At 73.4% G+C, this 26,615-nt stretch carries 21 protein-coding genes; 16 read left to right on the top strand and 5 right to left on the bottom strand.

Annotated elements, in window-relative coordinates; all coding sequences use genetic code 11:
- Positions 1 to 31: 31 nt before the first annotated feature.
- From yajC to ACQPZK_RS11255, 5 genes are all read left to right on the top strand, one after another.
- Positions 32 to 319 (top strand): preprotein translocase subunit YajC, encoded by a 288-nt coding sequence (gene yajC / locus ACQPZK_RS11235; RefSeq protein WP_433539178.1) that lies wholly within the window; start codon positions 32 to 34, stop codon positions 317 to 319.
- 284 nt (positions 320 to 603) lie between these two features.
- Positions 604 to 2,517 carry a protein translocase subunit SecD gene (secD, locus tag ACQPZK_RS11240; RefSeq protein WP_433538228.1) on the top strand — a complete coding sequence of 638 codons (1,914 nt, stop codon included), beginning with the start codon at positions 604 to 606 and terminating at the stop codon, positions 2,515 to 2,517.
- Position 2,518: 1 nt separating this feature from the next.
- Positions 2,519 to 3,709: a protein translocase subunit SecF gene (gene secF / locus ACQPZK_RS11245; protein ID WP_433538229.1), complete on the top strand. Its 1,191-nt coding sequence runs from the start codon at positions 2,519 to 2,521 to the stop codon at positions 3,707 to 3,709.
- Between the two features lie 248 nt (positions 3,710 to 3,957).
- On the top strand, positions 3,958 to 4,524 hold the full coding sequence (locus ACQPZK_RS11250; protein ID WP_433538230.1) for an adenine phosphoribosyltransferase: 567 nt from the start codon (positions 3,958 to 3,960) through the stop codon (positions 4,522 to 4,524).
- Between the two features lie 245 nt (positions 4,525 to 4,769).
- The gene (locus ACQPZK_RS11255; protein WP_433538231.1) at positions 4,770 to 7,295 is read left to right on the top strand and encodes a RelA/SpoT family protein; all 2,526 of its coding nucleotides are present in this window, start codon (positions 4,770 to 4,772) and stop codon (positions 7,293 to 7,295) included.
- Between the two features lie 69 nt (positions 7,296 to 7,364).
- On the opposite strand, the gene ACQPZK_RS11260 is transcribed toward ACQPZK_RS11255, so the two are convergent.
- Positions 7,365 to 8,204 (bottom strand): peptidylprolyl isomerase, encoded by an 840-nt coding sequence (locus ACQPZK_RS11260; RefSeq protein ID WP_433538232.1) that lies wholly within the window; start codon positions 8,202 to 8,204, stop codon positions 7,365 to 7,367.
- Positions 8,205 to 8,263: 59 nt separating this feature from the next.
- A complete protein-coding gene (locus ACQPZK_RS11265; protein ID WP_433538233.1) occupies positions 8,264 to 9,136 on the bottom strand; it encodes a peptidylprolyl isomerase in 873 nt (290 codons plus the stop codon).
- Positions 9,137 to 9,402: 266 nt separating this feature from the next.
- Between ACQPZK_RS11265 and ACQPZK_RS11270 the strand changes: the two genes are divergently transcribed.
- The 3 genes from ACQPZK_RS11270 (at position 9,403) to ACQPZK_RS11280 (ending at position 12,527) form a co-directional block, all read left to right on the top strand.
- Positions 9,403 to 10,113 (top strand): MBL fold metallo-hydrolase, encoded by a 711-nt coding sequence (locus ACQPZK_RS11270; protein WP_433538234.1) that lies wholly within the window; start codon positions 9,403 to 9,405, stop codon positions 10,111 to 10,113.
- 72 nt (positions 10,114 to 10,185) lie between these two features.
- Entirely contained in the window at positions 10,186 to 11,514 is a 1,329-nt protein-coding gene (gene hisS, locus ACQPZK_RS11275; protein WP_433538235.1) for a histidine--tRNA ligase, read from the top strand.
- A 71-nt stretch (positions 11,515 to 11,585) separates the two neighbouring features.
- Positions 11,586 to 12,527 carry an acyl-ACP desaturase gene (locus ACQPZK_RS11280; RefSeq protein WP_433538236.1) on the top strand — a complete coding sequence of 314 codons (942 nt, stop codon included), beginning with the start codon at positions 11,586 to 11,588 and terminating at the stop codon, positions 12,525 to 12,527.
- A 193-nt stretch (positions 12,528 to 12,720) separates the two neighbouring features.
- Here the strand turns inward: ACQPZK_RS11280 and ACQPZK_RS11285 are convergent, their stop codons facing one another.
- A complete protein-coding gene (locus ACQPZK_RS11285) occupies positions 12,721 to 13,227 on the bottom strand; it encodes a PaaI family thioesterase (protein ID WP_433538237.1) in 507 nt (168 codons plus the stop codon).
- A gap of 55 nt (positions 13,228 to 13,282) precedes the next feature.
- Between ACQPZK_RS11285 and ACQPZK_RS11290 the strand changes: the two genes are divergently transcribed.
- Both ACQPZK_RS11290 and ACQPZK_RS11295 read left to right on the top strand, forming a co-directional pair.
- Positions 13,283 to 13,759 carry a winged helix-turn-helix transcriptional regulator gene (locus ACQPZK_RS11290; RefSeq protein ID WP_433538238.1) on the top strand — a complete coding sequence of 159 codons (477 nt, stop codon included), beginning with the start codon at positions 13,283 to 13,285 and terminating at the stop codon, positions 13,757 to 13,759.
- Between the two features lie 345 nt (positions 13,760 to 14,104).
- Positions 14,105 to 15,148: a S1 family peptidase gene (locus tag ACQPZK_RS11295; protein WP_433538239.1), complete on the top strand. Its 1,044-nt coding sequence runs from the start codon at positions 14,105 to 14,107 to the stop codon at positions 15,146 to 15,148.
- Positions 15,149 to 15,209: 61 nt separating this feature from the next.
- On the opposite strand, the gene ACQPZK_RS11300 is transcribed toward ACQPZK_RS11295, so the two are convergent.
- The gene (locus ACQPZK_RS11300; protein WP_433538240.1) at positions 15,210 to 15,926 is read right to left on the bottom strand and encodes a DUF998 domain-containing protein; all 717 of its coding nucleotides are present in this window, start codon (positions 15,924 to 15,926) and stop codon (positions 15,210 to 15,212) included.
- Positions 15,927 to 16,081: 155 nt separating this feature from the next.
- Between ACQPZK_RS11300 and aspS the strand changes: the two genes are divergently transcribed.
- From aspS to ACQPZK_RS11320, 4 genes are all read left to right on the top strand, one after another.
- Positions 16,082 to 17,887 carry an aspartate--tRNA ligase gene (aspS, locus tag ACQPZK_RS11305; protein ID WP_433538241.1) on the top strand — a complete coding sequence of 602 codons (1,806 nt, stop codon included), beginning with the start codon at positions 16,082 to 16,084 and terminating at the stop codon, positions 17,885 to 17,887.
- Between the two features lie 96 nt (positions 17,888 to 17,983).
- The gene (locus ACQPZK_RS11310; protein ID WP_433538242.1) at positions 17,984 to 18,793 is read left to right on the top strand and encodes an SDR family oxidoreductase; all 810 of its coding nucleotides are present in this window, start codon (positions 17,984 to 17,986) and stop codon (positions 18,791 to 18,793) included.
- A gap of 64 nt (positions 18,794 to 18,857) precedes the next feature.
- Positions 18,858 to 19,460 (top strand): ArsR/SmtB family transcription factor, encoded by a 603-nt coding sequence (locus ACQPZK_RS11315; RefSeq protein WP_433538243.1) that lies wholly within the window; start codon positions 18,858 to 18,860, stop codon positions 19,458 to 19,460.
- 55 nt (positions 19,461 to 19,515) lie between these two features.
- Positions 19,516 to 20,985, top strand: a complete 1,470-nt coding sequence (locus ACQPZK_RS11320; protein WP_433538244.1) for an MFS transporter — start codon at positions 19,516 to 19,518, stop codon at positions 20,983 to 20,985.
- Here ACQPZK_RS11320 and ACQPZK_RS11325 read toward each other — a convergent pair.
- A complete protein-coding gene (locus ACQPZK_RS11325) occupies positions 20,982 to 21,731 on the bottom strand; it encodes a GNAT family N-acetyltransferase (protein ID WP_433538245.1) in 750 nt (249 codons plus the stop codon). The two genes, ACQPZK_RS11320 and ACQPZK_RS11325, sit on opposite strands and share 4 nt — an antisense overlap.
- 1,662 nt (positions 21,732 to 23,393) lie before the next feature.
- Between ACQPZK_RS11325 and ACQPZK_RS11330 the strand changes: the two genes are divergently transcribed.
- Positions 23,394 to 23,606: a hypothetical protein gene (locus tag ACQPZK_RS11330; RefSeq protein ID WP_433538246.1), complete on the top strand. Its 213-nt coding sequence runs from the start codon at positions 23,394 to 23,396 to the stop codon at positions 23,604 to 23,606.
- A gap of 75 nt (positions 23,607 to 23,681) precedes the next feature.
- Positions 23,682 to 25,277 carry a replication-associated recombination protein A gene (locus ACQPZK_RS11335; protein ID WP_433538247.1) on the top strand — a complete coding sequence of 532 codons (1,596 nt, stop codon included), beginning with the start codon at positions 23,682 to 23,684 and terminating at the stop codon, positions 25,275 to 25,277.
- Positions 25,278 to 26,615 lie beyond the last annotated feature (1,338 nt).

The following is a 26,615-nucleotide window of genomic DNA, read 5'->3' on the forward strand; positions in this document are numbered from 1 at the left end:
TGGTGGAGCCGGCGGCTTCACGCCGATCCTGATGATCGTCCTGCTCTTCGGCGTCATGTACGTCATGATGATCCGTCCCCAGCAGAAGCGTCGCCGCGAAGCCGAGGCCATGCAGTCCGCGCTCGGCCCGGGCGACGAGGTCGTCACCATCGGCGGGCTCTACGGCACGGTCACCGGCGTCGAGGACGACGCCGTCCTGCTCGAGATCGCTCCGGGCGTGCAGACCCGGTACGCCCGGCCGGCCATCGCCCGGGTGGTCACCCGCGCGGAGCTGCCGAACGAGCCGGTCACCGAGGACGCGGACACCGTCAAGGAGTGACCTTCCCCCCAGGGGGTCGACGGCTCCGGCGGTACGGCCGGCCGGCCGACTCCCCGGGGCGCCGCGCCCGACGGGGCAGCGGATGTGACGTGAAAACTGGATAGTTGGGTCGACGCCGGGCGTCGGCACGTTCCCGTGGCCGTCGGCGTCTCCGTGCCGGCGTGTCCGGCCACTGTGTCGGCACGCCGCCGACCCAGGTCAGACCGTTGGCCGGGACCCCCGGCCCGACACTCGCCGCCGCCGCCGCGCGCAGCGGCGCGACCGTACAGGGAGACAGGACAACCGTGGCACCACCTCAGGGACAGATGCGCCCCGGCCGGCAACTCGCCGTGCTCGGGTTCATCTTCGTCGTCCTCTACCTTCTGGTGTTCTTCGCGGGCGGTGCCAGCGGCAGCTTCAAGGACCGGCTCGAGCCCAAGCTCGGCCTGGACCTGATCGGCGGCACCCGGCTGACGCTGGAGGCGACCAACAACGTCGACGGCAAGCCTCCGACGGCGGAGAACCTCGAGGAGGCCCGCCAGATCATCGAGAGCCGGGTCAACGCGTTCGGCGTGGCCGAGGCCGAGGTGGTCACCGAGGGAAACCGGAACATCGTCATCTCCCTGCCCGGTGAGAACCGGGACCTCACCGACGTGGGCAGCGCCGCCGAGCTGCGCTTCCGCAAGGTGCTCAAGGCCGCGGACGGCAGCGGGACGGCCGCCGCGCCGCCGGCCGCCGCGCCGACCCCGAGCGCCGCGCCGCCGTCCGGCGCCCCGTCGGCCAGCGCCGCGCCGAAGGTGACCCCGTCGGCGACCGGCGCGGCGAAGGTGAGCCCGTCGGCCAGCGGCGGACAGGGCGGGATGGCGCCCGCGCCGAGCGCCAGCGCCACGCCGACCCCGTCGGCGTCGGCGAGTGCCGCGCCGTCGGCGAGCGCCAGCGCCGAGCCGGTGCCGGCGAGTATCGAGGAGCAGCGCAAGGCCGTTGAGCAGAAGGTCGGGGCCGCCGCCTGGCAGGCCGCGAGCGGACTGCAGGCCCCCGCCGACCTGAGCGCCGACCCGTCGCTGGGCGACAAGCTCAAGCCGTTCGGCACGCTGAGCCCGCAAGAGGTGGCCGTGCTGCCGGCGCAGATGCAGTTCAACGTGCCGACGATCGGGTGCGCCCAGCTCGACAAGCGCCCGCCGGCGTCGATCTCCGACCCGAAGCAGCAGGTCGTCTCCTGCGAGGACGGCGCGTCGAAGTACCTGCTCGACCAGGCCAAGGTGCTGGGCACCGACGTGGACGACGCCGACGCGGTGCTCGACCAGACCAACTCCTGGGTGGTCAGCCTCGACTTCACCGGCGACGGCCAGGGCAAGTGGACCGCGCTGACCCGTGAGTCGTTCAACAACGAGGGCCAGGCCTGCGACGCGACCGCTCTCGGTCAGGATGGCAAGTGCCGGGTCGCCGTCGTCCTGGACAACGAGATCGTCTCCTCTCCGGAGATCCAGGGCGTGCTGACCGGCAACTCGCAGATCACCGGCCAGTTCACCCAGAAGGACGCCAGCGCCCTCGCCGGCCAGCTCCGTTACGGCGCGCTGCCGGTGACCTTCGAGCCCCAGGAGTCGCAGAACGTCACCGCGACCCTGGGTGCCAGCCACCTGCGGGCCGGTCTGCTCGCGGCCGGCATCGGCATGCTGCTGGTCATCATCTACGCGTTCTTCTACTACCGGCTGCTCGGCTCGGTCATCTTCCTGAGCCTGATCCTCTCCGCGCTGCTGGTCTTCGGCGCGCTGGTGGTGCTCGGGCGGCAGATCGGCTTCACGCTGACCCTCGCCGGCATCGCCGGCATGATCGTCTCGCTCGGTGTGGCGGCGGACTCGTTCGTCATCTACTTCGAACGACTCAAGGACGAGATCAGAGAGGGCCGCAGCCCACGCAGCGCGGTACCCCGAGCCTGGCTCCGGGCCCGCCGGACCATCATCTCGGCCAACGCGATCACGTTGCTCTCCGCGGTGGTGCTCTACGTGGTCTCGGTCGGCACGGTCAAGGGCTTCGCGTTCGCGCTCGGCCTGGCCACGGTGCTGGACCTGGTCGTGGTCTTCCTCTTCCGGCACCCGATCATGACGATGTTCGCCCGGACCCGGGCGTTCCTGTCCCCGCGGGTCAGCGGGCTGGGCCGGGCACTTCCGGCCCGCAGCCAGCAGACTCAGCCCCGCAACCCGCGCGCCAAGGAGGCCTGAGATGGCTGAAAACGGTTTGGCGAGCCGCCTCTACAACGGCGAGGCCGGTCTCAACATCGTCGGCCGCCGCAAGGTCTGGTTCGGCGTCGCCGGTGTCCTGATCCTGGTCGCGATCCTCAGCTTCGCGCTCCGCGGTTTCAGCCTCGGCATCGAGTTCGCCGGCGGTAACTCGTTCCAGGTGCCGGCCAGTGTCGGCACCCTGGACGACGCTGAGCGTGAGGTCAACTCGGCCCTCGCGGCGGAGAACACGGGTATCGAGGTAGCCACCGCGCAGAAGGTCGGCGGCCCCGGCGGCGACTCCTACGAGCTGCGGACGGCGCAGCTCAGCGCCGAGCAGACCAACGCCGTGAAGACCAAGATCGCCGAAGACCTGAACATCGACCCGAGCCAGATCAGCGGCAACCAGGTCAGCGAGGCGTGGGGCAGCCAGGTGACCGAGCGGGCCGTGCTCGGCCTGGTCATCTTCATCGCGCTGGTGATGGTCTACCTGATCCTGCGCTTCGAGTGGCGGATGGCGGTCGCCGCGGTCTCGTCGCTGTTCATGAACCTGATCCTGACCGCCGGCATCTACTCGCTGGTCGGCTTCGAGGTCACCCCGTCGACGATCATCGGCTTCCTCACGATCCTGGGCTTCGCGCTCTACGACGTGGTGGTGGTCTTCGACAAGGTGCAGGAGAACACGCGGGGCATCACCGCCAACAACAACATGACGTACGGCGAGGCGGCCAACCTGGCCGTCAACCAGAGCCTCATGCGGTCGCTGAACACCTCCGTCGTGGCGCTGCTGCCCGTCGGTGGTCTGCTCTTCATCGGTGCCGGCCTGCTCGGCGCCGGCACGCTGAAGGACCTCGGCCTGGTGCTGTTCGTCGGTATGGCGGTGGCGTTCCTGACCTCCATCCTGGTGGCGACGCCGCTGCTGGCGCTGCTGAAGAACTACGATCCGCGCATCCAGGCGCACAACAAGCGGGTGCAGGCCCGTCGCGGTGCGTCGGGTCGGGGCGAGGCCACCGGCAAGGTCGCACCGACCCCGGTCAGTGGGGACGCGGCCGACGTGATCGACCCGGAGTCCGCAGCGCTGGCCGGCGCGGCCCCCAAGGTGGGTTCGCGACCGGCGGGCAAGCGGCCGACCGGCGCGCGGGGCGGTCGCCCCGGCGGCGGCGGTAACCGGCCCGGCGGCGCCAAGCGTCGCTGACCAGCCCTGGTGCCCACCGGGCCAGAGGCTCGGCGCGAAGCGTCGCTGATCGGCCTGGCACCCATTGGGCCAGAGGCTGGGCGCGAGGCGTCGCTGATCGGCGCCGGTGCCCACCGGGCCAGGGGCTGGGCGTGAAGCGTCGCTGACCGCCCCTGGGCCTGACCCGGGAGGAAACGCCCGAACGGCGTCCGGCATGCTGTGCGAGCAGCATGCCGGACGCCGTCGTCGTTGAAGGGAACGCAACAGCCGTGACGGAGACCCACAGCATCGCCCCGCGCGGGGACAGCGGCCCGGAGGCCGCCCGACTCGTGGCCAGCCGGGTGCTGGACGTGCCGGACTTTCCCAAGCCCGGTGTCCTGTTCAAGGACCTGATGCCGCTTTTCGCCGATGGGAAGGCGTTCCGCGAGGTTGTCGACGGGATCGTCGCGTACCACGGGCGGGACGCGTTCGACGTGGTGGTCGGCATTGAGGCGCGGGGGTTCGTCGTCGCGGCGGCCGTCGCGTACGCCGCCGGGGTGGGTGTCGTGCCGGTGCGTAAGGCCGGCAAGTTGCCCCGCCCGGCGCACTCGGTCTCGTACGCCCTGGAGTACGGCGAGGCCACCCTCGAGGTGCACGAGGATGCCTTCACCGCCGGCCACCGGGTGCTCGTCGTCGACGACGTGCTGGCCACCGGGGGTACCGCCGAGGCGACGTTGGACCTGGTCGAGCGCGCCGGCGGTACGGTGACGGGCTTCACCGTACTCTTGGAGCTCGCGTTTCTGGGCGCGCGGGAGCGACTGTCGCCGCGTCCCGTCCATGCCCTGCTGACCGTTTGATCCCTGCCCTGCCGGCGTCGTCACGCCGTGCGGTGGAGTGTGCGCGCGTTCCGGGGTGGCCGGGCGCGGCGGCGGCCCGGACCACGGCCCGGCCGCCCGGGCGTCGACCGTCCGGCGGAGCGGCAGGGGACCGTCCGTGCGGGTAGCATTGCCCATTGCTGACGCCGGCGGTACGCCGTCGGCGACGCGAGACCAGGCCGGCCGACACACGGCCGGCGTGTTTCCGGCGAGCGGTGAGGAGGCCGGTGTCCCACGATGTCGTCCCTCCGGCGGAGGGCACGGTGCACCCCACAGGCGACGCTGACGGCTCGGTGACCGACCGGAACGGCGACGCGCCGGCCCGGGTGACGGGCACCGACAACGGCTCCGGCAGGGCTCCTGTCGACGGCGCGACGGCTCCGACCGGTGTCACGGCGAGCGCCGTCGAGGCCTCGCCCAGCGCGGACGGGGTCGTGGTTCCGTTCCCGACCGACGCCGGCGTTGACCCGTCGCCGAGCGGTGGCTTCGGGCTCTCCAACGCCCCCACCGGCCGGCGGGTGCGGGCCCGCCTGGCCCGGTTCAACGCGCCCTGGCAGACCTCGCAGGTCAGTGAGGTGCTGGAGCCGCTCATCGCCAGCCACCGGGAGAACCACCCGAAGGCCGACGCGCGGCTGCTCCAGCGCGCCTTCGACACGGCCGCGCGGTGGCACTCCGGGCAGTACCGCAAGTCCGGCGACCCGTACATCACGCATCCTCTCGCCGTCGCGACCATCCTGGGCAACCTGGGGATGGACACCACCACGCTGGTCGCCGCGCTGCTGCACGACACGATCGAGGACACCGAGTACACGCTCGACGCGATGCGCGCCGACTTCGGCGGCGAGGTCGCCCTGCTGGTCGACGGCGTCACCAAGCTGGACAAGGTCAAGCTGGGCGACGCGGCCAAGGCCGAGACGATCCGCAAGATGGTCGTGGCGATGGCCAAGGACCCGCGGGTGCTGGTGATCAAGCTGGCCGACCGGCTGCACAACATGCGTACGCTGTCCTTCCTGCCGGCGCCGAAGCGCGAGCAGAAGGCCAAGGAGACCCTGGAGATCCTCGCGCCGCTGGCTCACCGCCTCGGTATGAACACGATCAAGTGGGAGCTGGAGGATCTGGCCTTCGGCACCCTCTTCCCGAAGCGGTTCGAGGAGATCAACCGGCTGATCGGTGAGCACCAGCCGCAGCGTGAGTCGCTGCTGCGGCAGGTCACCCAGAAGGTCGGCACCGACCTGAAGGCCGCCAAGATCAAGGCGGAGACGACCGGCCGGCCGAAGCACCTCTACTCGATCTACCAGAAGATGATCGTGCGGGGTCGCGACTTCAACGACATCTACGACCTGGTCGGTGTGCGGATCCTGGTCGACACGGTGCGGGACTGCTACGCGGCGCTGGGGGTCATCCACGCCAACTGGCAGCCGGTGCCGGGGCGGTTCAAGGACTACATCGCCATGCCCAAGTTCAACATGTACCAGTCGCTGCACACGACGGTCATCGGGCCCACCGGCAAGCCGGTGGAGATGCAGATCCGCACGTACGCCATGCACCGCACGGCCGAGTTCGGCATCGCCGCGCACTGGAAGTACAAGGAGCACAAGGGCACCCCGGTGGTCGGCCCGCCGGCGCACATCGACGAGATGACCTGGCTGCGGCAGCTGCTGGACTGGCAACGCGAGGCGGCCGACCCGAGCGAGTTCCTGGACGCGCTGCGCTTCGACCTGTCCAGCCAGGAGGTGTACGTCTTCACCCCGAAGGGTGACGTCATCCCGCTGCCGACCGGGTCGACGCCTGTCGACTTCGCGTACGCGGTGCACACCGAGGTCGGGCACAAGTGCATCGGCGCGCGGGTCAACGGCAAGCTCGTGCCGTTGGAGTCGACGCTGTCCAACGGCGACGTGATCGAGATCTTCACGTCGAAGTCCGAGACGGCCGGCCCCACGCAGGACTGGCTGGGCTTCGTCAAGAGCCCGCGCGCCCGCACCAAGATCCGGCAGTACTTCAACAAGGAGCGGCGCGAGGAGGCGATCGAGGCCGGCAAGGACGCGATCGTCAAGGCGATGCGCAAGCAGGGCATGCCGCTGCAACGGATGCTCACCTCCGACGCGCTCATGTCGATCGCCCGGGACCTGCACCTCGCCGACGTGGCCTCGCTCTACGCGGCGGTCGGTGACAGCCAGGTCTCCGCGCAGTCGGTGGTGCAGAAGCTGATGGCCGCGTACGGCGGCGAGGAGGGCGCGGCGGAGGACATCGCCGAGACCGCCGTCGCCACCCGGCCGCCGCGCAGCCGGCAGAGCAGCAGTGACCCGGGTGTGGTGGTGCGGGGCGTCAGCGACGTCTGGATCAAGCTGGCGCGCTGCTGCACCCCGGTGCCACCGGACTCGGTGTTCGGGTTCGTCACCCGCTCCGGCGGGGTCAGCGTGCACCGCGACGACTGCGCCAACGCCGAGGACCTGCGGGCGCAGGCCGAGCGGGTGGTCGAGGTGAGCTGGAAGCTCACGTCCGCCTCCACGTTCCTGGTGGCGATCCAGGTCGAGGCCCTGGACCGGCACAAGCTGCTCGCCGACGTCACCCGGGTGCTCTCCGACGAGCGGGTCAACATCCTGTCCGCGACCGTCACCACCACCCGCGACCGGGTGGCGGTGAGCCGGTTCAGCTTCGAGATGGCCGACCCGAAGCACCTGGGCCACCTGCTGGCCACCGTCCGCAAGGTCGACGGCGTGTTTGACGCGTACCGGGTCACCTCCGGCGCCTGACACGTCGTACCCCACACACGAGAGCGCCCGCCGACTCAGCCGGCGGGCGCTTCGTCAACCTTGCGGGCGTCAGCCCTGCGGCGCGCTCATCGTGAGGGTCTTGATGACGACCTCCTTCTTCGGGTGGCCGCCACCGGCCTGCTGGGCGAACGCACCGTCGTCGCCGGCCTTGGCCACGTCCTTGACGATGTCCATGCCGCCGGTGATGGTGCCCAGTACGGTGTACGCCGGGTCGAGCGGCGAGTCGCCGTACACGATGAAGAACTGGCTACCGGTGCTGCCGGGCTGACCGGAGTTGGCCATCGCGATGACACCCTCCGGGTACGGCGGGCGCTTGTCGGTGGGGAGGTTCTCCTCGGGCAGCCGGAAGCTCGGGCCGCCCGTGCCGTCGGTGTCCCGCCAGCCCTTGCCGGTGGCACTCGGGTCACCGCACTGCAGGACCTTGATGCCCTCGGTCACCAGGCGGTGGCACTTGGTGTTGTCGAAGAACTTCTTCTCGGCGAGGAGGCTGAACGCCCCCGCGGTGCACGGCACCTGCGACCGGTCGACCTTGGCCGTGATCGGGCCCAGGTTGGTGTCGATCGTCATGGTCTGCACACCTTCGGCGGACTGCTGATTGCTCGGCACCCCGACGTCCTTGATCTGCGGGGACCGCTGGTCGGCGGGCATCGCGTTGTAGACGCACTCGGACGCCCCGGGCGCCGACGCGGCGTTCTTGTCCTTGTCGTCGTCGCCGCCGAGGGTCGTGGCCAGCCAGACGGTGCCGGCGACCACGAGCACGAGCACGGCGGCGGCGCCGACGATCGCCTGCGTCTGGCGGCGCTTGCGGGCCTTGGCCGAGCGCTCGGCCATCTCCTTCTCGAGTCGGGCGCGTGCCGCCGCGCGCTGCCGCTCTCTGGTGGACGTCACGCCTGGATCCTCCTGGCTGTCTGCTGCGGGGTGCCGCTCGGGTGGGTGGGGGCGACCGGTCAGCCGGCGCTCGGGCTGCTGGCCGGGGCGCCGGACGGCGGCGGTGCCGCGCCGGTGACCGGCTCGCCGACCGTGAGGCTCTGGATCACCACGTCGGTCTTGGGCTTGACCTTCGCCCCGGTCCCATTGTCCACGGTCGGCTGGGCGCCGATCTTCTCCACCACGTCCAGGCCGCCGGTGACCTTGCCGATCACCGGGTACTTCGGGTCCGCGGTGGTGAAGTCCTTGAAGAAGATCAGGAACTGGCTGCCGTTGGTGCCCGGCGGGTTGGAGATCATCGCGACGGTGCCCTTGGGGTACGTCGGCGGCTGGCCGGGCGCGGGGCTGGCCGAGGGCGACGGCGCGGTCGGCAGGTCCTCGTCGTAGAACGAGTAGGTGGGCCCGCCCAGGCCGGTGCCGCTGGGGTCACCGCAGCGCAGCGCGCCGTCGGCGGTGATCTCGTGGCACTTGGTGTTGTCGTAGAACGACCGGCTCGCCAGGTGGGCGATGCTCGCGGCGGCGCACGGCGAGCTGGTCAGGTTCAGCTCGGCGGTGATCGGCGCACCCTGGTTGGTGGTGACGGTCATCGGCCGGGTGCCGTCGGTGGGCAGGTCCCTGGTCTGCGGCGTACCGACGTCCTTGAGGTTGGTGTTCGCCGTCGCGTCCTGCGGCGTCCAGAGGCAGGTGTCCTCCGCCGCCGTGTTCTGCTTCGGGTCGGAGTCGAACGCCCCGAGCGCCCAGGCCGAGCCGGCCACGATCACCGCGAGGACCAGGAAGGCGCCGACACCGGCCTGGATCTGCCGACGACGCCGTGTGGCGGCCGCCCGGCGTGCCATCTGCCGGTCGAGCTTGGCCCGCGCCAGTTTGCGCTGCCGGTCCCTGCTGGAAGCCACAGGTGCTCCCCTTTCTTCGCCTGATCGTCACCGGCGGCCGGCTCTCCCGGCCCGTCCGGGCGTCGCGTGTGCCGCGCCACACGCCCGCCAGAGTGTACGGCTAGTCACTGGGAATGTGGTGTACGAGGTCGACCCTGCCCCGAGCAGCGCTTATCGGACGTTGTCACTGTGCCGGTCGGGGCGTGCGGGACGGACGCGGCAAACCCGCTCGGCCCGCCCGATAGGCTGCTGGGCAGGACGACAGCTCGACGGAGAGGACAGCGACCGTGCTCGTGGTCGGCTTTCCCGCGGACGCCTTCGGCACCAACTGCTACGTGGTCGCCACCGCGCCGGGGGAGCAGTGCGTGGTGGTGGACCCCGGGATCGGGGTGCTCGACCAGCTCGACGCGCTGCTCGCCGAACACCGTCTGCATCCGGCCGCCGTGCTGCTCACCCACGGCCACCTGGACCACACGTTCTCGGTGGCGCCGGTCTGCGACGCCCGGGGGATCACCGCGTACGTGCACCCGGGCGACCGGGAGATGCTCGCCGACCCGGCCAAGGGCCTCTCGGCCGACCTGACGTCGCTCTTCGGCGGCCGGCTGAGCTACAGCGAGCCCGAGGACGTGGCCGAGTTGACCGACGGCGCCACCCTCACGCTCGCCGGCCTGGAGATCGCCGTCGACCACGCCCCGGGCCATACCGGCGGGTCGGTGCTGTTCCGGCTGCCCGGCGCGGGGTCGGGTTGGGAGGCGGACGAGATCTGCCTCTCCGGCGACGTCCTCTTCGCCGGCTCGATCGGCCGCACCGACCTGCCCGGCGGGAGCATGCCGGCGATGCTCACCAGCCTGCGCGACAAGATCCTCCCGCTGGCCGACGACACCGTCGTGCTGCCCGGCCACGGCCCGAGCACCACCATCGGCCGCGAGCGCGCCAGCAACCCGTACCTCGTCGAGGTGGCCGGCACGTCGCCGGCCGCGCCCACCCGGGGCCTCTAGCCCCCTCGTCCGCGCCGCGCGCGGACCCACGACACCACCGCGCCGCGGGCGCGGAACCGCAAGGAGTACGCCATGAGCAAGCCCACGCCCATCTCCGGGTTCCCGGAGTGGACCCCCGGCCAGCGGATGATCGAGCAGTTCGTGCTCGACAGGATCCGCGACACCTTCGAGCTGTACGGGTTCGCCCCGCTGGAGACCCGCGCGGTGGAGCCGCTGGACCAGCTCCTGCGCAAGGGGGAGACCTCCAAGGAGGTCTACGTGATCCGGCGGCTGCACGCCGACGCCGAGAGCGCCGGCGGGGACGACCAGCTCGGGCTGCACTTCGACCTGACCGTGCCGTTCGCCCGCTACGTGGTGGAGAACGCCGGCAAGCTCGCCTTCCCGTTCCGCCGCTACCAGATCCAGAAGGTGTGGCGCGGGGAGCGGCCGCAGGAGGGCCGCTACCGGGAGTTCGTCCAGGCCGACATCGACATCGTCGACCGGGACACCCTGGCCCCGCACCACGAGGCGGAGATGCCGCTGGTCATCGGGGACGCGTTGCGCGCCCTGCCCATCCCGCCGGTGACCATCCAGGTCAACAACCGCAAGATCTGGGAGGGCTTCTTCCGGGGCGTCGGCGTGACCGACCCGGAGGCGGCGCTGCGTACCGTCGACAAGCTCGACAAGGTCGGCCCGGCGAAGGTGGTCGAGCTGCTGGTCGAGACCGCCGGGGCGAGCGATGCACAGGCCAAGGCGTGTCTCGCGTTGGCCGAGATCTCCGCGCCGGACGCCTCGTTCGCCGACGCGGTACGCGCGCTGGGCGTCTCCGACCCGCTGCTGGACGAGGGCGTCGACGAGCTGGTCCGGGTGGTCCAGACCGCCGCCGACCACTCGCCCGGCCTCTGCGTGGCCGACCTGCGCATCGCCCGTGGCCTGGACTACTACACGGGCACGGTCTACGAGACCCAGCTGCGCGGCTACGAGCGGTTCGGGTCGATCTGCTCCGGCGGCCGGTACGACAACCTGGCCACCGCGGGCGCGACGTCCTACCCGGGGGTGGGCATCTCCATCGGGGTGACCCGGCTGCTCGGGCTGCTCTTCGGCGCGGGGGAGCTGACCGTCTCCCGTTCGGTGCCCACCTGTGTCCTGGTGGCGCTCGCCGACGAGGAGCACCGGGGGGTCAGTGACCGGATCGCGGCGGAGCTGCGCCGACGGGGGATCGCCACCGAGGTGTCGCCGAGCGCGGCGAAGTTCGGCAAGCAGATCCGGTACGCCGAGCGGCGGGGCATTCCGTACGTCTGGTTCCCGGGGGCCGACGGCGCGGCGGACGAGGTGAAGGACATCCGCTCCGGCGAGCAGGTCACGGCCGACGCGCAGGCCTGGACGCCGCCCGCCGGCGACCTCAAACCGGCGGTGAACTGAAGGCTTCCACTGGCGCTAACGGTCGCGGGGACCTACGGTAGCGTAAGTTACGCCACCGTAGGGAGTTCTTCGTGACCGTGAGCACCACACTGAGCCAGACCGCCCTGCTCGTCGAGCTGGAGCCGGTCGTCGCGCGCAACCTGGACCGCCATCTCTCGCTCGCGAAGGAGTGGTTCCCGCACGAGTACGTGCCGTGGAGCGAGGGTCGTACGTTCGACGGGCCGCTCGGTGGTGAGGCGTGGTCGCCCACCGACTCCACGATCCCGGACGTCGCCCGTACCGCCCTGATCGTGAACCTGCTGACCGAGGACAACCTGCCCTCGTACCACCACGAGATCGCCACCCTGTTCGGCCGCGACGGCGCCTGGGGCACCTGGGTGCACCGCTGGACCGCCGAGGAGGGTCGTCACGGTGTCGCGATCCGCGACTACCTGACGGTCAGCCGGGCCGTCGACCCGGTGGCGTTGGAGCGGGCCCGGATGACCCACATGTCCGCCGGCTACGTCAACGTGCACGACGACGAGGTGCTGCACTCGCTGGCGTACGTCTCGTTCCAGGAGCTGGCCACCCGGATCTCGCACCGCAACACCGGCAAGGCCACCGGTGACCCGGTCTGCGAGGCGCTGCTGGCCCGGGTCGCCGCCGACGAGAACCTGCACATGGTCTTCTACCGGAACCTGCTCGCCGCCGCGTTCGAGCTGGCCCCGAGTCAGGCCATGCGGGCCGTCGCCGACGTGGTCGCCGACTTCCAGATGCCCGGCAACGGCATCGAGGGCTTCGCCCGCAAGTCGGTGGCGATCGCCCTCGCCGGCATCTACGACCTGCGTCAGCACCGCGACGAGGTGTTGCAGCCGGTGCTGCGCCAGTGGGACGTCTTCAACGTGACCGGCCTGGACGCCGACGGCGAAGCCGCGCGAGAGCAGCTCGCCACCCAGCTCGACGACCTGGACCGGGCAGCGTCCCGCTTCGAGGAGAAGCGCGACGCCCGAGCCGCCCGCCTGGCCCAGCGCTGACCCCCGTCCCCCCGCGCCCCCTGCCCCGCCCCCCCGCACCCCCTGCCCCGTCACCCCGCGCCCCCTGCCCCGTCGATCTTGCACTTTCTGTCGTCACGAATCAGGGCACAGCCCTCATATCGACCACCGAAACTGCAAGATCGGCGGCGAAGGGGGCGAGGGCGGGGCGGGGTGGGGTGGGGTGGGGTGGGGGCTAGGGGAGGGGGAGGATCAGGCAGGTGCTGGTGGCGTGGGCTATCAGGCGGTTCGTTGCGTCCGTCAGGCGGGCTTCGGCCAGGGCGGTGCGGCGACCGCGTTGCAGGACCGTGCCTTCGCACCTCAGCGTGCCGCTCGCGACGGTGACCGGCCGGAGGAACTTCACGTTCAGGTCCAGCGAGGTGTAGCCGACCCCGGCGGGCAGCGTGGTGTGTACGGCGCAGGCGGCGGCGGTGTCCAGCAGTGTCGAGAGGACGCCGCCGTGCACGGTGCCCAGCGGGTTGTAGTGGAACTCCTGCGGGGTCAGTTCGACGACGACACGACCCTCGTCGGCCTCCATGCGGGCCATGTCGAGCAGGTGCATCACCGGCGGTGCGGCGAGTTCCCCCGCGATCATCGCGCGGAGCATGTCGAGGCCGCTGCGCCGGCCGACCTGCGCGGCGTTCGCGGCCGGGTCCGACCAGGTGAAGGTACGGCTGCGCGCCGGCTCCTGAGTCTGTGTCATGGACGCAGCCTGGCAGCATGTTGCTGAGTCTGTCAATGAGACCTAGCCTGGTCGGATGAGGCCCGCGGCACTGGACTGGTCGGTGGACAACTGCACCATCGCGCGCGCGATGGAGATCCTCGGCGAGCGGTGGACCATGGTGGTGCTGCGCGAGGTGTTCAGCGGCGTACGACGCTTCGACGACATGCGGGTCCGGACCGGAATTCCGCGGCAGGTCCTCACCAACCGGCTGGCCCTGCTGGTCGAGCGGGGCGTCCTGCGTCGTGAGCCGTACCGGGAGCCCGGCAGTCGGCTGCGCCACGAGTACCGGCTGACGGAGATGGGCCTCGCCCTCTGGCCGGTGCTGGTCGCCGTGCTCGGCTGGGGCGACAGGTACCTGGCCGACCCCGAGGGCGCGCCGCTGCGGGTGGAGCACCGTGACTGCGGCGCGGAGGTGCGCGCCGAGCTGCGCTGCGCCGACGGGCATCCGGTGCGGGACCCGCGCGACGTGCTGCCCCGTCCGGGGCCCGGCGCGCGCCGCCGTACCCCCTGACACCGCCTGCCGCCCACCCGGGAGGTCGCTCGCGTGGGCCGCTCGGGGATGGGGCGTCGCACGCCTCCGCCCGTTGTGGCATCAACCGCCTCGGTTGCCCGGCGCTGTCCGAAAGGGATCCGACGGCGCTCCGGGTGTGACGCCAGATGTCAACGAGTGTGTCCATGGTGTTGCGGCGAGGGTTTCGGTGGCGGTCGACGAATTCGGGCGAAACCAGGTCTTGTCAATGATCTTAAGTATGTGAATACTTCAGTTCACTCGGCCGGTTTTCGCAGATCGGCCGGGTTGCCCTCGGGTCAGCCACCCCCGGCCAGACCCGTCTCCCCCGCCCAGGAGGTTTGTTACATGCGACCCACGAGGTCCTCCTTCCGCGTTGCGGCGACCGTCGCCGTGAGCGGAACCCTGGTCGTCGGCTCGCTCATCGGCGCACCCGCCCAGGCCGCCCCCGCCGCCTCGCCCGACGCCGGCGCGGCCCTCTCCGCTCAGCTCGGCGACCGCTCCGCCGGCTCGTACATCGACGCCAGCGGCAAGACCGTCGTCACGGTGACCGACGCCGCCGCCGCGAGCGCGGTCAGCAAGGCCGGAGCGAGCGTCCGGTACGTCACCCGTGGCGCCGCGGAACTCAACCGGGCCACCGCCGAGCTGGAGCGCTCGGCGAAGATCCCGGGCACCGCCTGGTGGAGCGACCCGGTCACCAACCAGGTGGTCGTCTCCGTCGACAGCACCGTCACCGGCGCGAAGCTGGAGCGGGTCAAGGCGGCCGCCGCGCGCGCCAACGGCGCGGTGCGGGTCGAGGCCGAGTCCGGCGTGCTGAGCACCCGGATCTCCGGTGGCCAGGCCATCTACACCGGCGGCTACCGCTGCTCGCTCGGCTTCAACGTGCGCAGCGGCAGCACCTACTACTTCCTCACCGCCGGGCACTGCACCAACCTCGGCACCAACTGGTACTCGAACTCGAGCCAGACCAGCCTGCTGGGCACCCGTTACGGCACCAGCTTCCCGGGCAACGACTACGGCATCGTGCGGCACAGCAACTCCGCGAACGCCGCCGGTAACGTCTACCTCTACAACGGCAGCTACCGGGACATCACCGGCAGCGGCAACGCGTCGGTCGGCCAGTCGGTGCAGCGCTCCGGCAGCACCACCGGCCTGCGCAGCGGCTCGGTCACCGCGACCAACGCCACGGTGAACTACGCCGAGGGCTCGGTCTCCGGCCTGATCCGCACCAACGTCTGCGCCGAGGGTGGCGACAGCGGTGGCTCGCTCTTCTCCGGCGGCACCGCGCTCGGCCTCACCTCCGGTGGCAGCGGCAACTGCAGCAGCGGAGGCACCACGTTCTTCCAGCCGGTCACCGAGGTCCTGAGCCGCTACGGCGTCAGCGTCTTCTGATCGACGTACCGCACGCGGGCCGCCGGGACTCCGGCGGCCCGCGTCGCGCGTCCGGGTCCGCTCACGCGAGCCGGTCAGGCCCGTCCGTCGGCAGCAGAGGATCCGGGGGTACGACACCGGTCGCCGGCAGGGCCGGTCCGAGCGGCCTGACCCCGGCGGCCCACGCGAGGTGCGCCCGGCGAGCCGACAGCACCGCCAGCAGCGGCCAGAGCGAGACGCCCACCGCCGTCACGCGTTCGGCCAGGCCGGTGCGGGATCCGCTGGTCACCTCGAACGCGAACCAGCCGAACAGCGCCAGCAGCACCAGCGTGGCGCTCAACGCCACGCCGCGCCGGAACGCCCAGGGTGGTTGCGGCGTCCCTGGGTGGGCGGGGTCCGGGCCGCGCGGCAGCCGCAGCGCCGACCCGGCCGGCCAGAGCGCCAGCGCCAGGACGGCGACAGTCGCCACGATGCCGTGGCTGAGCGAGCCGCCGACCGTCGGCCGGGGGAAGGCGACGAGCGCGATGGTGGCCACGCCGCCGACGGCGAGCAGGAAACGACTCGGCAGTCCGGCCGCGTGCAGCACCGCGGCGATGGCGAGGTAACAGCACCCGAGCAGCACCAGGGCGCTGATCATGATCCAGGCGTCGGTGGCGTCGTGCCCGGCGAGTTCGCTGATGGTGTCCCGGATCGGGTCGTACCCGGCGGGTTGGCGGGCGCCGGCGACCGTCCAGCCGCCCACCAGCAGCACCGGCGCGGCCACCGCCGTGGCGACGCCCCAGTTCGGTACGGCGCGCATCAGGCCACGGTAACCGCCGCCCGGGTCCGTCGCCCCGGGTTCGTCGGCTCACCCACCAGCGAATCACCCGGGCCTGACGGGTGCCCCCCAGCGAGGGCGGCCACCCCTGACACAATGCGGGTGAAGGACTGTTCCACGATGAGGAGTTGCCAGCCGTGATCCGTACCCACAATGCCGGAAGCCTGCGCGCCGCGGACGCCGGCTCGACGGTGACGCTCGCCGGGTGGGTGGCCCGCCGGCGCGACCACGGCGGTGTCATCTTCGTCGACCTGCGCGACGGCTCCGGCGTCGTGCAGGTGGTGTTCCGCGAGGAGGACGCGCACGCGCTGCGCAACGAGTTCTGCGTGAAGGTCACCGGCGAGGTGACCCGCCGACCCGAGGGCAACGAGAACCCCGACCTGCCCACCGGCGAGGTCGAGGTGACCGCCGCCTCGCTGGAGGTGCTCTCCGAGGCCGCGCCGCTGCCGCTTCCCGTTGACGACCAGGTCGAGGCCGGTGACGACATCCGGCTCAAGTACCGCTACCTGGACCTGCGCCGCAGCGGCCCGGCGAACGCGCTGCGGCTGCGCTCGCGCGCCAGCCAGCTCGCCCGGGGCGTGCTGCACGAGCGGGACTTCCTGGAGATCGAGACGCCGACGCTGACCCGGTCGACCCCGGAGGGCGCCCGCGACTTCCTGGTGCCCGTGCGGCTCCAGCCCGGCAGCTGGTACGCGCTGCCGCAGTCACCGCAGCTGTTCAAGCAGCTGCTGATGGTCGGCGGCATGGAGCGGTACTACCAGATCGCCCGCTGCTACCGCGACGAGGACTTCCGTGCCGACCGGCAGCCGGAGTTCACCCAGCTCGACATCGAGATGTCGTTCGTCACCGAGGACGACGTGATCGACCTCGGCGAGGCGATCGTCTCGGCGCTCTGGAAGGACCTGGCCGGGCACGAGATCACCCGACCGATCCCGCGGATCACCTGGCACGACGCGATGGCCCGGTACGGCTCGGACAAGCCGGACCTGCGCTACGGCGTCGAGCTGACCGAGTTGACCGAGTACCTGCGCGGCACCGAGTTCCGGGTCTTCGCCGGGGCGATCGACGCGGGCGGTTACGTGGGCGCGGTGGTCATGCCGGGCGGCGCGTCGCAGACCCGCAAGGAGCTGGACGGCTGGCAGGACTGGGCCAAGGCGCGCGGCGCGCGGGGCCTGGCGTACGTGGTGCTGGACGCCGAGACCGGCGAGGCGCGGGGCCCGGTGGCGAAGAACCTCTCCGCCGAGCACCTGGGTGGGCTCGCCGACGCGGTCGGCGCGAAGCCGGGCGACGCGGTCTTCTTCGCGGCGAGCACGACCACCCGCGAGGCGCAGGAGCTGCTCGGCGCGGCGCGTATCGAGATCGCCAAGCGCTCCGGCCTGATCGACGAGAGCGCCTGGGCATTCTGCTGGGTGGTCGACGCGCCGATGTTCGAGCGCACCGACGAGGGCGGTTGGACGGCCGTGCACCACCCGTTCACCTCCCCGAACGCCGAGTGGATGGACCGGTTCGAGGAGGCGCCGGACCGGGCGCTGGCGTACGCGTACGACATCGTCTGCAACGGCAACGAGATCGGCGGCGGCTCGATCCGTATCCACCGGGGCGACGTGCAGCAGCGGGTCTTCGACCTGCTGGGCATCACCCCCGAGGAGGCGCAGGACAAGTTCGGCTTCCTGTTGGAGGCGTTCAAGTACGGCGCTCCGCCGCACGGCGGCATCGCGTTCGGCTGGGACCGGGTCTGCATGCTGCTGGCCGGCGCGGACTCCATCCGCGAGGTGATCGCCTTCCCGAAGACCCGGGGCGGCTTCGACCCGCTGACCGGCGCACCGACGCCGATCACGAGCCAGCAGCGCGCCGAGGCGGGCATCGACGCCAAGCCCAAGCCCGCGGCCACCGCCCACACCGGCACCGCCGGCCCGGCCGCCCCGGTGGCCGACCCGGTCTGATCCACCCACCCCTCCCTTACTTGGTTGATCAAGAGGTTTGCGTCATCATCGCCCCGCGAGATGACGCAAACCTCTTGATCAACGGAGTGGGCCGGGATGCGGGTACTTGTCGTCGGAGGCAGTGGGTTTCTCGGGCGGGAGGTGTGTCGGCGGGGGATCCGGGCTGGGCTTTCGGTCGTCGGCACGTTCCACCGCGCCGAGGTCGGTGTGCCGGGGGTGGTGGCGCGACGGCTGGACGTGACCGACCGGGCCGCCGTGCGCACGCTGGTCGCCGAGGTGCGGCCGGACGCCGTGGTCGCCACCCCCTACCGGTACGACGACTGGACGGTCACCGCCGACGGCGCCGCCCACGTGGCCCTCGCCGCCGCCGAGGTGGGCGCGCGCCTGGTGCACCTGTCCAGCGACGCCCTGCACGGCGGGCGGCCCCGACCGTACGCCGACGGCGAGCCGCCCAGCCCGGTCAACGCGTACGGGGCCGCGAAGGCGGCGGCCGAGACCGCCGTACGCGCGATCGATCCCGGCGCGGCGCTGGTGCGTACCTCGCTGATCCTGGGGGAGGGCAGCAAGCAGATCCAACTCTGCCGGGACGCCCTCGCTGGCCGGGCCGTCCTGTTCACCGACGAGTTCCGGTGTCCGGTCGACGTCACCGACCTGGCCGACGCCGTGCTGGAGCTGGCCCACTCGTCGTACGCCGGTCTGCTCAACGTGGCCGGCGCCGACGCCGTCAGCCGGGCCGAGCTGGGGCTGCTGGTCGCCGAGCGGTTCGGGCTGGACGCGACCGGGCTGAAGACCACCACGGCCGCCGCCGTCGGTGTGGTGCGCCCCAGCGACGTACGTCTCGACTCCGCTCGTGCGGCCGGCCTGCTGCGGACCCGTCTGCGGGGGGTGCGCGAGCTGCTGGCCTGACATCATGCACACTTTCTGTGCACAACTCTTGTGCACGGAAAGTGTGCAGAGATAGTGTGCACTCATGGATGCCGCCCCCGGTCCCGCGAACAAGCCGCCCGAGCCCCGGCAGGTCCACCTCGACAGCCGACAGGTCCGCACCCTGGCCCACCCGCTGCGCATGCGCCTGCTGGGTTCGCTGCGCGTCGACGGCCCCGCGACCGCGACCGCGCTGGCCGAGAAGCTGGGCACGAACACCGGCGCGACCAGCTACCACCTCCGGCAGCTCGCCGAGGTCGGGTTGGTGGCCGAGGACCCGGCCCGGGGCAGCGGTCGGCAGCGCTGGTGGCAGGCCGCCCACGACATCAGCAACTTCGAGCCCACCGACTTCGACGACGACCCCGACGCCCGCGCGGCCGTGCAGTGGATCCAGGCCGACCAGGTGCGGGTGATGGCCGACCTGGCCGAGCGCTGGATGGGCGTCGAGCACCACCAGTCCCGCGAGTGGCGCGACGCCGCCGGCATGGGTGACCTGGTGCTGCCGCTCGATCCGGCCCGCCTGCGGGCGCTCAATGACGAGCTGTGGGCGGTGCTGATGCGCTACCGCGACCAACCCGCCCCGGACGGGGACGTCAAGCCGGTGCACATGTTCGTCGCCGGGTTCCCACGATTCGAGGAGCGCTGGTGAGCGCGAGAAGTGAGCGGGGTTTGCGAGCCCCGCAGTCGCGAGCGCAGGTAGTCCGGTGAGCGCGCTGTCCGTACGCCAGGTTCGTCGTCGCTACCTCACGCTGTACGGCCTGCGCTGGCTGCCCACGGGCCTGATGATCCCGGTGATGATCCTGCTCATGCAGGAGCGCGGCCTGTCGCTGCCGCAGATCGGCCTGGTCGGCACCGCGCAGGGGCTGCTGGTGCTCGCGCTGGAACTGCCCACCGGTGGCTTCGCCGACGCCCTCGGGCGCAAGCCGGTCCTCCTCGCCGCCGGAGTCCTCAACCTCGCCTCCCTCGCGGTCTTCACGGTGGCCGACTCGTTCGCGCTGTTCTTCCTGGTCTGGGCCCTGCAGGGCGTCTACCGGGCGCTCGACAGCGGCCCCCTGGAGTCCTGGTACGTCGACGCCACGCTGGCCGCCGACCCGCAGGCCGAGTACGAGAAGGGCCTCGGGTACGCCGGCACCGTCGTCGGCGTCGCCATCGGCGGCGGGGCCCTGATCAGTGGCGGACTGGTCGCGCTCGGGCCGCTCGGCCCGGTCAGCGCCCTCACCGTGCCGGTGCTGGCCGCGCTCCTCGCCCAGGCGGTGGCGCTCGGCGCGTTGCTGGTCCTGCTGGTCGAGGAGCGCCCGGCCACCGGTCTGGCGGCGGTGCGCACGTCGGTGACGCAGGCGCCCCGCATGATCGGCCAGGCGGTCGGCCTGCTGCGCCGGTCCCGGGTACTGCTCGCGTTGGTGGCCGTGGAGCTGTTCTGGGGCTTCGGCATGATCACCTTCGAGTCGCTGCTGCCGGTACGGCTCGCCGAGGTGGTCGGCGACCCGGAACGCGCCGCCGCGCTGCTCGGGCCGGCCAGCTCCGCCGCCTGGATCGCCAACGCGGCCGGCGCGGCGCTGACCCCGCTGCTGCTGCGCTGGCCCGGTCCTGCGCCGGCCGCGGCCCTGATGCGCATCCTGCAAGGGGTGACCGTCGTCGGGATGGGCCTGTTCGCCGGCCCGGTCGGGGTGCTCGTCGCCTACCTGGCCTGCTACGCCGTGCACGGCGCGTCGAACCCGCTGCACAGTGGCCTGCTGCACCGCCAGGTCGACGGCCCGTACCGCACCAGCGTGCTCTCGCTGAACTCGATGATGGGGCAGCCGGCCGCCGCGCTCGGCGGGGTGGTGCTGACCGCGCTCGCGGCCGCCACCAGCGTGGGTACGGCGATGGTGGTCGGCGCGGTCGTGCTGGCCGTCGCCGCCCCGCTCTACCTGCCGGCCTGGCGGGCCGGCCGCCGGTCCGCGTCGGACCCGGCCGGTGGACAGGGCCCGTCCGACCCCGGCGCTGCGGTCGATCCGCCCGCTCCGCGCGGCGGGCGCGCGACTCCGCCAGCCGATGCCGTCAGCGCGGCGGGCGGTGGCGTGGACCCGGCGGGCGGTGGCGTGGCCCCGGCGGGCGGTGGCGTGGGCCTGCCGGGCGGTGGCGTGGCCCCGGCGGGTGGTGGCGTGGCCGCCGTGCCGGTCGAGCGGGGTTAGCGCTCGGGACCGAGACGGATCGAGGTGCGGGGCAGGGTGCTGGTGAAGCCGAGGCGACGGTAGAGCCGCACCGCCCCGACGTTCTCCGGGTAGACGCCGAGCGCGACGGTGTCATGCCGGGCCAGCAGCGCCCGGGTCATGCCGGCGGTCAGCGCCCCGCCCAGTCCTCGGCCGCGCTGATCGGGGGCGACGGTCAGTCCGGCCAGGAACCCGATGTCCCCCCGGCTGCGGTCCGCGCCGCACGCGACCACCCGGTCGCCGGAGCGGATGCCGTACCAGTCGACGACCGTCGGGTCGCCCGGGCGCGTGGTGGTGGTCGGGAACGCCTGGTCGACGAGAGCCTCCAGCGCTGGGCGGTCGGCGTCGGTCAGCCGTACGACCCGCTGCTCCTCCGGCTGCGGTGGGGGCGCGACGGTGGTCCAGTGGAAGTCCCAGTCGACGTGCTGCGCCACCGCCAGCCGCCCGATCGCCAGGGCGGGGTCGAACCGGGGCAGGTGCATGCGCTGCTCCGGTCGCAGCAGTCCCTCGGCGACCAGCGCGGCGCAGAGGTCCAGTACCGGCCCGGCGGGGCCCACAGCATCTGCGCCGTAGCCACGCTCGGGTGGCAACAACCACAGCACGGCGCCGTCGCGCCGCCAACCACGCGCCGGGATGCCCGGCGAGAGCGAGTGCCGGACGAAGGGGTGACCTCCGGCGGCGGCCAGGATCGTGGCCCGGTCGTGCAGCGCCTGGTCCTCGATGATCATGGGACCAGCCTAGGAGCCGGCGTACGGGCGACCGCGCCGGCCCAGGGATCCGCCCCCTCGACGCCCGCGCCTCGCGCCTCGCGCCTCGCCCGCGCCTCGCCCGCGCCTCGCGCCTCGCCCGCGCCTCGCGCCTCGCCGGCGCCTCGCGCCTCGCCGGCGCCTCGCGCCTCGCCGGCGCCTCGCGCCTCGCCGGCGCCTCGCGCCTCGCCGGCGCCTCGCGCCTCGCCGGCGCCTCGCGCCTCGCCCGCGCCTCGCGCCTCGCCCGCGCCTCGCGCCTCGCCCGCGCCTCGCGCCTCGCCCGCGCCTCGCGCCTCGCCCGCGCCTCGCGCCTCGCCCGCGCCTCGCGCCTCGCCCGCGCCTCGCGCCTCGCCCGCGCCCCGCGCCTCGCCCGCGCCTCGCCCGCGCCTCGCCCGCGCCTCGCGACTCGCGCCCCGCGCCTCGCCCGCGCCTCGCGCCTCGCGCCTCGCCCGCGCCTCGCGCCTCGCCGGCGCCTCGCGCCTCGCCGGCGCCTCGCGCCTCGCCGGCGCCTCGCGCCTCGCCGGCGCCTCGCGCCTCGCCGGCGCCTCGCGCCTCGCCGGCGCCTCGCGCCTCGCCGGCGCCTCGCGCCTCGCCGGCGCCTCGCGCCTCGCCGGCGCCTCGCGCCTCGCCGGCGCCTCGCGCCTCGCCGGCGCCTCGCGCCTCGCCCGCGCCTCGCGCCTCGCCCGCGCCTCGCGCCTCGCCCGCGCCTCGCGCCTCGCCCGCGCCTCGCGCCTCGCCCGCGCCTCGCCCGCGCCTCGCCCGCGCCTCGCGCCTCGCCCGCGCCTCGCGCCTCGCCCGCGCCTCGCGCCTCGCCCGCGCCTCGCGCCTCGCCCGCGCCTCGCGCCTCGCCCGCGCCTCGCGCCTCGCCCGCGCCTCGCGCCTCGCCCGCGCCTCGCGCCTCGCCCGCGCCTCGCGCCTCGCCCGCGCCTCGCGCCTCGCCCGCGCCCCGCGCCTCGCCCGCGCCTCGCCCGCGCCTCGCCCGCGCCCCGCGCCTCGCCCGCGCCTCGCCCGCGCCTCGCCCGCGCCTCGCCCGCGCCTCGCCCGCGCCTCGCGACTCGCGCCCCGCGCCTCGCTCGCGCCTCGCGCCTCGCCCGCGCCTCGCGCCTCGCGCCTCGCCCGCGCCTCGCGCCTCGCGCCTCGCCCGCGCCTCGCGCCTCGCGCCTCGCGCCTCGCGCCTCGCCCGCGCCTCGCGCCCCCCGCCTCGCCCGCGCCTCGCGCCCGCCGCACGCTCAAGATCGTCACAACTTCGGGGATGTTGCTGCTTCACGCGCGTCGGAGGCAGCAGTATCGCCGAAGTTGCGCTGGTCTTGGCGACCAGCGACCAGCGACCAGCGACCAGCGACCACCGGCGACCGGCGACCGGCGACCGGCGACCCGGGCCAGGGCCGGGGCCGGCGACCGGGCCGGGGCCGAGCGACCGCTCTCCACCCGGCAAGATCGCGCTCGATCCCGGATGTAGTGGCCTCGTGGACGTGTCGATACCACTACATCCCGGATTCAGTGCGATCTTGCGGGCGGCCCGGCCTGCGGGCGCGACGGCGCTCGGGGACGGGGCGGGCGGCCGATCCATGGTGGAGATTGGCGGGTCGACCGATTGGGTACATCACGCGCCGACCTACTGGGAACCCCCACCGGAGGACCGACATGCTCGCCATTCTCGCGGCCATCGTCTTTGGCTTCGCCCTGCTGATTGACCTGCTCGACACCAACTTCGGCGCGCCCGACCTGTTCAATTGGAACACCCTCGTGCTCATCGGCCTTTTCCTGCTCGCGCTGTACCTGGGTGGCGTCGGCAGCGGGCCGCGCGGTGGCGGCGGCGGCCGCTGGTACCGGGGTCGTCGCCCCGGTCGTGGCTGACCGAGACCGATCAGCGGTGGCCCGGCCCGTAGCGCGATTCCGGCGTCTCGGGTCGGGCCCGGTACTGTCTTCGTGATGGAGTCCGACGCTCTCTTCTCCCTCGGTGCCCCCACCGGGTCGCGTGGCGCGCCCGAGGGTCCCACCGGTGTAGACGGCTTCACTCCGGTAGCGGAGGATTCGCCCCTGCCTGTCCGCATGCGACCCGCGAGCCTGGACGAGCTGATCGGGCAGGACCACCTGCTCGCCCCCGGCGCGCCGCTGCGGCAACTGGTCTCGGGTGGCGCGCCGATGTCGGTCATCCTCTGGGGGCCGCCCGGCAGTGGTAAGACGACCATCGCGCACCTGGTGGCCGGCGCGACCGACCGCCGTTTCGTCGCCATGTCGGCGCTGTCCGCCGGCGTCAAGGACGTTCGTGCGGTGATCGAGACGGCCCGTCGCCAGCGCCGCTCGGGCGGCCCGCAGACGGTGTTGTTCATCGACGAGGTGCACCGGTTCAGCAAGACCCAGCAGGATTCACTGCTCGCCGCCGTCGAGGACCGGACCGTCACGCTGCTCGCGGCGACCACCGAGAACCCGTACTTCTCGGTCATCTCGCCTCTGCTCTCCCGGTGCGTGCTGCTCACGCTGCAACCGCTCGACGACGACGCCGTACGCGGCCTGCTGCGCCGCGCGGTCGCCGACGAGCGCGGCCTGGGCGGCACGCTCAGCCTGGCCACCGACGCCGAGGACCACCTCGTCCGGCTCGCCGCCGGTGACGTCCGCAAGGCGCTGACCGCGCTGGAGGCGGCGGCGGCCTCCGCCGCAGCTCTCGGTGCCGGGCGCATCGACCTGGCCACCGCCGAGCAGGCGGTTGACGTGGCGGCGGTGCGGTACGACCGTGACGGAGACGCCCACTACGACGTGGTCAGCGCCTTCATCAAGAGCATGCGCGGTTCGGACGTCGACGCCGCGGTGCACTGGCTGGCCCGGATGCTGGTCGCCGGGGAGGACGCCCGGTTCATCGCCCGACGCCTGGTCATCTTCGCCAGCGAGGACGTGGGCATGGCCGACCCCACCGCGCTGAGCGTGGCCACCGCCGCCGCGCACGCGGTGGAGTACGTCGGCCTGCCCGAGGCGCAGCTCAACCTGGCCCAGGCCGTGATCCACCTGGCCACCGCGCCGAAGTCGAACTCGGCCACCACCGCGATCGGCGCCGCCATCGCCGACGTACGGGCCGGGCGGGGTGGCCCGGTGCCCCGGGGCCTGCGCGACGCGCACTACGCCGGCGCGCGCGGGCTGGGCCACGGCACCGGATACCGCTACCCGCACGACGACCAGCGCGGCGTGGTCACCCAGCAGTACGTCCCCGACGACCTGGTGGGCGTCGACTACTACCAGCCCGGCCCACACGGGGCGGAACGGTCCGTGGCGACGCGGCTGCCGCTGCTGCGCCGGATCGTACGAGGGCTGCCGGTCCCACCGGCCCGCCCGGAAGGCCTGGCCGCCGCGCCGTCCACGGCGCCCGTGACCGCCGGAGCGCCCCCGACAGTCGCGCCGGCCGCCGGGGACCCGGTAACGCCGCCGCCGGCGACGGCGCTAGCTGGTCGGAACGGCCGGGCGGCCACGGGTGTGGACGGTGCCGCTACGACGCAGGACGGCGGCACGAACGCCGCAGGAGAGGGTCAACAGTGAGATCGCGTGGTGCCGACCGCCCCGACGAGGGCCCGGACGAGCGGCGTGATCCCCGCGCCAAGGGCCGCCGCTGGGGTCGAGGCCGAGCCGAGGCCGAGCCGGAGGAACCGGTAGCCGGCGAGGAGTTCGGCTGGATCGACGACCTGCGCTCGGCCAAGCAGCAACGGGGCGAGCTGGGCCCGGACGGGGTCCCGGTCGAGCCCGTGCCCCCGCGTGCCGGCGTGCCGACGCCCCCGGACGCGCCGCCCGGCCCGCGCCGGCCGGACACCGAGGCCGCCGGAGCACGTCGAGGTGTCGACGGACCCTGGCCGGGCGAAGCGCCCCCGCCCGGTCGTCGCCCGGACGCCCGCCCGCCCGCCGACCGGGCGCCCGTCGAGCGCCCCCGTGAGCCCGGGCAGCCCGGGCCGGCCGGCGGTGTCCCCGGCCAGCCGTCGCCGCGCGGGACCCAGCCGGTTCCCGGCGTCGACCCGCGCGCCGCCGCAGGACCCCGCACGCCGCCGGCCGTCCGCCCGGGCGGCGTCGACCCGGGCGCTCCCGCCGGCCCTCGCCCCAGAGGCGTCGACCCGGCGGACCCCGCCGGCCCCCGACCGAGGGGCGGCGTTCCCACCGGCCCCGCGCGAGGGCGTCCGACCGTCGGGCCGTCCGGCCCGCCTCCGGGGGCAGCGGCGGTGAGCGCTCCGACCGGCCCCCGTCCCGAGGTACCCGCTCCGGGCGGCCGGGCGGAGGCCGTGCCGCCGCTGCGCCGGCCCGACGCCGTACCACCGGGCCGTCGACCCGCGCCCGAGCCGGGCACGGGCGGCCGGCCGCTCGGCGGTGACGGCCCGCCCGCCGGACGGCGTACACCCGAACCGACGCGGCCCGCCGGTGGCGCTGCCCGCTTCGACGGACCCGTGGCCGGTGTCGCCGCGCAGGTCGCCGAAGGCCTGCGACCCGACCCTGCGATCGCCGACGACCCGCGTACGGCCCGGCGTCGTCCCGGGCCGGTCGACCCGGGAGCGCCGGAGCCCTCCCGCCCCACCGGCGGTGGTCGCCGTCGTGCCGCCGAACCGGACGAGCCGGCGGTGCCCCGCTCCGGCAACGCCCCGCCACTGCCCGACGCGTCGCCGGGTGGCGCCGTTCCCACCGGCGTCCCGACCACCGACGGCGCCGGTCGCCGTCGGGCGGTTCCGGACGAGCAGGACCGGCGCGTGGCGACCGGCGGCGAGCCGCAGCCGGAACGCCGGGACCGTCCGGAGCGGCCGGCGGACTGGCTGCGTCAGGCGGGCCGGCTGCCGCACACCGACCCGGGCCTGCCGGTGGTCAACCGTCGCGGTGCCGGCGGGCAGCCCGCGGAGCAGC

This window comes from Micromonospora sp. CA-249363, from assembly GCF_050950185.1.
GTDB lineage: Bacteria > Actinomycetota > Actinomycetes > Mycobacteriales > Micromonosporaceae > Micromonospora.